We start from the raw sequence: 6,432 nt of genomic DNA, 5'->3' as shown, positions 1-6,432 counted from the left end.
ACACTCGGGCAAGTCGCAACTGAACCTCGGCTACCTCGTCAACAGCAAGCTCGAGCAAAGGGGTGAAGGCTATGAACTGAGGACATCGGGCTACGGGGGGAATCGCGCGGGCAAGGGACTGCATCTGAGCGCATATGACCGCCCTGCTGCAACCGGTCAGCAGCTCGACATGCAGGAAACCATCGCGCAGCTTGAGAGCGCGCTGGAGCTTGCAAAGGCGCTGGCCAGTTCGGCCAGCGGTGCAAAGGCCGAGCCTGCCGACACTGATGCGCAGCAGCAGATGAAGGAGGGTTTCGACGGCCTGAAGCAGCCGGCGCTGCTGATGAGCACGCCTGCATCGGCGGCTATTGTCGCGGGTGGCGGCGTGCAGCTTTCGGCGCAGGACAGTATCTCGGCTGTCGCCGGAAAGAGTGCCGACTGGAGTGTGCTGAAGCGCTTCACGGTCGCTGCGGGTAAAAGGATTTCGCTGTTCGCGCAGAAGTCCGGGCTGAAGATATTCGCGGCCAAAGGTGCGGTCGAAATCCAGGCGCAGGACGGCCCGATGTCGTTCATCGCGGACAGAGACCTGAACGTTGCCAGCGTCAACGGCAAGGTCAATCTGGCCGCCGCGAAAGAAATCATCCTGGAATGCGGCGGCGCGTTCATCCAGTTGAAGGACGGCAGCATTACGCTCGGCGGTCCGTTCGACCTGTTCTTCAAGACCATCACTGTGCAGAAACAGGGCAAGGCGTCGATGAATACGCCCATGCCGTCCATACCGCGTGCAGCGCCCGTCGCCACAGATCTCGAGTTCCGGCATGTCTACCCCGACGGCTCGCCGGTCGCGGGATGCAGCTATGTGGCCTGGATCAATGGCCGCTCGCAGCGGGGCATGCTCGACGCCGACGGCTACATGCGCCTGAGTGGCGTGCCCGCTGGCACGGATGCGAAGGTCAGGTATCTGGACGACCCGAATCACCATGGCAGCATCCACAGCGTCGCCGCAGATGAGGACCTGCGCGAACTGGTGCCGTCGGCCGGGAGCAAGGCATGAGTACGCTCGGCGACGTGTGGGACGATGCCGTGGGCACCCTGAACTGGCTCAGGTCGCTTGCCTATGGGGAATTCGCGGAAGACAGACCCACGAGCGTGATCGTGGCCGACATGCTGGCGGCGATCATGGTCCCCGGCGCGGTGGTTGTGACGAGTGCGCGCGATCTCGCGGCGGTGAGCCTGCGGCTCGGCAGACGGTATGAAGGCACATCGACTGACGTTGAGAACGCCGCCCATCCGGAGTGGCAGGAGTGGGTGATCCTGGTTGCATCGGCGCTGGGCGTGTTTGGCCCGGCGATCTGTGCGGCGGTGGGTGGGCTTGCGGGAGCAATGGTTGGCGACGAAGCCGCCGCCGTGATCCGCACGGTATGTCTGCTGCTGATCGAACGGAGCGGTCTGGTGCTCGAAAGGGTGGTTGGCTTTTTGGCACGCTTCACGAAGGGCAACATCGTCAGGCTGCTTGATAAGATTCACTTCGCCGACTATGGCGACCCGCTGGTAAAAAACCTCGACAGGTTTTTCCGGTGGGTGCTGGAGAAAATCAGGTATGCGAAAGGACTTCTAAGCCGGATCGAATACATCGGGCGGGCGCAGGCAGCGTTAGCCGAACTCGAGCGCATGGAGAAGCGCTTCTATGCGGTACAGACCCACGCAGTGAAGCAGGTTCCGCAGGCGCTGGCGAAACTGGACGAGGCGTTGCAGAAGCTGCTGAAGGACACGTTGCCGCCGACGTATCATCCGGCCTATGCGGGCGTCCCGGCTCCGAAGCCCGAGGTGGTGACGCCGCCGAAGGTGCGCGTGAGCCCGGGCATCGGCGGGCCAGCGAAACTGTTGCCGATGCTGCGCGATGGCGCGGAGGCAGCGGGCGGTGCGGCGCACGGCGGTGAATCGCCGAAGCCGCAGGAAGCTCAGACGGAAAGCAGTAACGTGCATCGCGACGATGTCGCAAAGATGAGTAGCGCGCGGAAGGGTATTTTTGGCGAGCAGGTCAGCGACGATTGGATGAAGGCGCGGAAGTTCACGTCGGAACTGTCAGCGGACCGGCAGATGCGCCTGCTGGAAGAGAAGCCGACGGGCCGGGGTATCGACGGCGTGTATAGGAACAATGAGCCGCCACCGCCATACGTGATTACAGAGACGAAGTTCAGGACCGGAGGAAACTTCAGCCCGAGCCAGTTGCCCATGACCAAGGGGTCGGGCAAACAAATGAGTTCGGAGTGGATTACCGACAGGCTTACGCAGGCAGTTGGCGACGACGAGAAAGCAGACATGATCATTGACGAAGGGTACGAGGCTTGGCTAATGGTCGTTGACGAGAATGGCAAGGTAACAAGCATTACCAACCTCGATGAGAACGCTAATGCGTTGCTCGATGCTGCGGGACAGCCTGTTACCGTGGCAGTGAACTAAATGGCTTTGTCCGGTGAGCATACAAAGGGATAGCTACGAAAATGAATGAACCATTTAACAAGATCAAGCGCGAGCCTTTGCTTCCCGAGCATCACTACCGGGAGAAGCTGGAGTACAAGGAAAACCGACAGGGGAAGCTTGAGCAAATGCTTGCTGCCCCGGAAAAATTTCCGGGACATAAAAGGCAATTGATGTGGTCTCAGGTAGGCGACGCGTTGCGTATTCTCATCGCGCGGTATTCAGCTGGTGAGGACATAACATCACTGAGACCGTATGCGCAGCGGGTATTCGATTTATTCCAGGGCTATTACGCGCGTACAGGCTCGAAACTCAAGCTTTGGGAACCTGACGCCTATCAGTACGTGATGTGGCTGCTGTCGCTGGCCGCGCTCCTCGGACTGAAGGAATGGGTAACGACGATCGCGACGTGGATCAGCACCGATCCCGAGGACGGCCAGGACGTGCTCGTGAGTCGCCTGTTTAGCCGCTTCGGCGTGTCATTGCCGGGTGAATCGCTGATTCACGAGAAGCCCTACGCGGACCTGCTCCGGGCAACAGAGGCGCAGGGCGAGGAACAGCAAAAAGCGATGGCCAATTACCTCAAGCGATGGTACGGCGGCATGAAAGACTGCTACTGGTATGACGGCCACAAAAATCTTGGCGTGTTCTTCTTCGGCTACTGGTCCTTCGAAGCCGGGCTGGTGACGCTGCTATGGAATGTTGACGACAGCAGCTACCGCGACATGCGTTTCTATCCGAAGGACCTGGTGGACTTCGCGCGCGAGCAGGCGACGGCTCCGCGGGGCGAAGTCCAGAAGCCGCACATCTCACGCAGGACCGGCGAGCGCTGCCCGCACGCAGGCCGCTGGGGCGTGCTGGAATCGCCGGGGGCGTTCCTCCAGGAGCGCATGTTCAGGGAAGGCGATGTGTTCCCCGAGGGCATCGGTCGCGACCGTCGCGAAGGGCCAGTGACATGGATTGTGATGTCACGCGAAGACGGTGGACCCACTCGCATCGAATGAAGTACGCCTGACGCCTGACGCCGAGCGAACGTGCGAACGTGCGAACATCGAAAGACGTCGCCATTCTTCTGTTCACCGCCAGTCTGGGTTCTGATCGGTGCAGACCGTGCCGAGGCCGTCGACGTACGCCCCACCCGCCCAGGAATTCGTAGTTGTGACGCAAAACTCGCGAGTGCTAGACTGAAAAACCCCTCGCCCTCAACAACTTGCCAATACGTTGGTCAACATCCGGTTGATCAACATCGCGCCGGGCGGCGGGCCCGTCCGGCATCGCATTGAAACAGCCCACGTTTGCTCGAAGCCGCCGGCAATTTCAAACGATCGCGGCACAGGAGCCTTCGCATGACCCATTCCATCCACGGCAATAAGCGCTGGCTCGCGCTCATGGTGCTGTGCCTCGGTGTGCTGATGATCGTGCTCGATACGACCATCGTGAACGTCGCGTTGCCTTCTATCGCCGCGGATCTCGGCTTCACGGAAACATCGCTCGTATGGGTCGTCAACGCGTACATGCTGACGTTCGGCGGCTGTCTGCTGCTCGGTGGACGGCTCGGCGATCTGTACGGTCATCGCAGATTGTTTCTCGGCGGCATTACGCTCTTCACCGTGGCATCGCTCGCGTGCGGCCTCGCCAATTCGCAGATCCTGCTGATCTGCGCGCGCGCCGTGCAGGGCCTGGGCGGCGCTATCGTGTCGGCCGTGTCGCTGTCGCTCATCATGAATCTGTTCACGGAGCCAGGCGAGCGTGCGAAAGCGATGGGCGTGTATGGCTTCGTCTGCGCGGGCGGCGGCAGCATCGGCGTGCTGCTCGGCGGATTGCTGACCAACCTGCTGAGCTGGCACTGGATCTTCCTCGTCAATCTGCCTATCGGCATTGCCGTGTACGCGCTGTGCGTCGCGCTGCTGCCGTCCGCGCGCGGTCACGCGCATGGCGAACGACTCGACGTCGCCGGCGCCGTGTCGGTCACCGTTTCGTTGATGCTCGCCGTCTATGCCGTGGTCAACGGCAACGAAGCCGGCTGGACGTCGGCGCAAACGCTCGGCTTGCTGCTCGTCGCGCTTGCGTTGCTCGCCGCGTTCCTGATCATCGAGTCGCGCGTTCAGCATCCGTTGATGCCGCTCGGCCTGTTCCGCTTGCGTAACGTGGCGACCGCGAATGTCGTCGGCGTGCTGTGGGCCGCGGCGATGTTTGCGTGGTTCTTCATTTCCGCACTGTATTTGCAGCGCGTGCTCGGGTATCGGCCGCTGCAAGTCGGGCTCGCGTTTTTGCCGGCGAACCTCATCATGGGATTCTTTTCGCTGGGACTGTCGGCGCGCGTCGTGATGCGCTTCGGTCTGCGGATTCCGCTCGCGGTGGGTCTGCTGGTTGCCGCGTGCGGTCTTGCGCTGTTCGCGCGCGCGCCGGTGGGCGGCAGCTTCATCGTCGATGTGTTGCCCGGCATGATGCTGCTCGGCTTCGGCGCGGGCATCGCGTTCAATCCCATGTTGCTCGCGGCGATGAGCGACGTCGATCCCGCCGATTCCGGGCTCGCGTCGGGCATCGTCAATACGTCGTTCATGATGGGCGGCGCACTCGGCCTCGCGGTGCTCGCGAGTCTCGCGGCCGCGCGCAGCGGCGAGATGCTGTCGACGCAAAACGCGCTCGCCGCGCTCAACAGCGGCTATCACGTCGCGTTTGCGGTCGGCGCGATCTTCGCGGCGGCGGCGGGCGTGATCGGCGGTGTGATGCTGCGCGCGGGACGGCCGGGCGCTGCGGATGCTGCTGCTCATGCGGATGCGGGTGATGGACATGGCGTGGCCGCTGCCGAACGTCCGCGTTCGGCGGGGAATACGGCGGCGACGGAGAACGTTTGATCGGACGCGTCGCGTGGTGCGCGACGTGATGCGCGGCACGCGGCTCGCTGGCTGCTGAGCGTGGGCTGGCTGTCGCGCTCACGCTTGGTCGCCGTGGTCGCAACGGTCGCGCCGCTTGCATCGCGTGCATGAATTGCAAAACCGCAAGCGCGATCAAACGCACGCGGTTGCGCCTGGCTATGCTGGCTTCATGCTGACATGAGAGCCGCTATGAATCCGGTTGGAAAAGCGCTGTGGTTTATCGAAAGCCACTTTGCCGAAGAACTCACGCTCGACGACATCGCCCACTGTGGATGCGTGTCGCGCTTTCACCTCGCGCGTGCTTTCGAAGCGGCGACGGGCGTGCCGGTCATGCGCTACGTCCGCGGGCGTCGCTTGAGCGAGGCTGCGCGTCGGCTCGCGGACGGCGCGCCGGACATACTGACGGTTGCCATCGACGCCGGTTACGGCTCTCACGAAGCATTCACGCGCGCGTTTCGCGAGCAATTCGGGCTCACGCCCGAAGCGCTGCGCGCGCGTGGTCATCTCGACAATCTTGTCATCGTGGAGCCGATCAAAATGGACGAAACTCTTCTCACGCATCTGGAGCCGCCGCGCTTTGAAGACGGCAGGCCGTTTCTCGTCGCGGGTCTGAGCGAGCGCTATACGTGCGAGAGCGCCGCCGCGATTCCATCGCAGTGGCAGCGCTTTAACGAGTACTTCGGCAAAGTGCCGGGCCAGGTGGGCAACGTCGCGTATGGCGTCTGCTACAACGCGGACGATGCCGGCAACATCGACTACCTGTGCGGCGTCGAAGTCGGCGACTTCTCAGCCTTGCCCGCCGAATTCAGCCGCTTGCGGATTGCCGCACAGCGCTATGCGGTGTTCAGCCATCGCGAGCATGTGTCGACGATACGGCGCACGTGGAACACGATCTGGAACACGTGGCTGCCGGCATCAGGACACCTTCCCGCCGATGCGCCCAACTTCGAGCGCTACGACGAGAAGTTCGATCCGGTTAGCGGGATGGGCGGGTTGGAGATCTGGTTGCCTTTGAAGGCGTGATCCGGGTTGGTTTGTGGATGGGTGCGTTGGGCGGGCATTTTTATGCTGCCCGCCGTGGTCTTTGCCGTTT

5 protein-coding genes are annotated in these 6,432 nt (G+C 62.3%); all 5 read left to right on the top strand.

From position 1 onward, the window contains the following. Positions 1–1,033, top strand: a 1,033-nt coding sequence (locus tag P0D87_RS26705; protein ID WP_408637079.1) for a DUF2345 domain-containing protein, incomplete at its 5' end; no start/stop codon positions are given. Beyond that, entirely contained in the window at positions 1,030–2,442 is a 1,413-nt protein-coding gene (locus P0D87_RS26700) for a hypothetical protein (RefSeq protein ID WP_171800050.1), read from the top strand. The genes P0D87_RS26705 and P0D87_RS26700, both read left to right, overlap by 4 nt. 41 nt (positions 2,443–2,483) lie before the next feature. Then, positions 2,484–3,464 carry a PoNi-like cognate immunity protein gene (locus tag P0D87_RS26695; protein WP_082367138.1) on the top strand — a complete coding sequence of 327 codons (981 nt, stop codon included), beginning with the start codon at positions 2,484–2,486 and terminating at the stop codon, positions 3,462–3,464. Between the two features lie 342 nt (positions 3,465–3,806). Continuing rightward, positions 3,807–5,318, top strand: a complete 1,512-nt coding sequence (locus P0D87_RS26690; protein WP_053859821.1) for a DHA2 family efflux MFS transporter permease subunit — start codon at positions 3,807–3,809, stop codon at positions 5,316–5,318. A 210-nt stretch (positions 5,319–5,528) separates the two neighbouring features. After that, positions 5,529–6,362, top strand: coding sequence for an AraC family transcriptional regulator (locus tag P0D87_RS26685; protein ID WP_053859820.1), 834 nt, complete (start codon positions 5,529–5,531; stop codon positions 6,360–6,362). Positions 6,363–6,432 lie beyond the last annotated feature (70 nt).

Origin of the sequence: Paraburkholderia sp. RL17-368-BIF-A, from assembly GCF_046054045.1 — a bacterium.
Classification (GTDB): Bacteria; Pseudomonadota; Gammaproteobacteria; order Burkholderiales; family Burkholderiaceae; genus Paraburkholderia; species Paraburkholderia graminis.
Note: the sequence above shows the minus strand (reverse complement) of the source record. Positions and strands in the feature narration are given on the sequence as shown.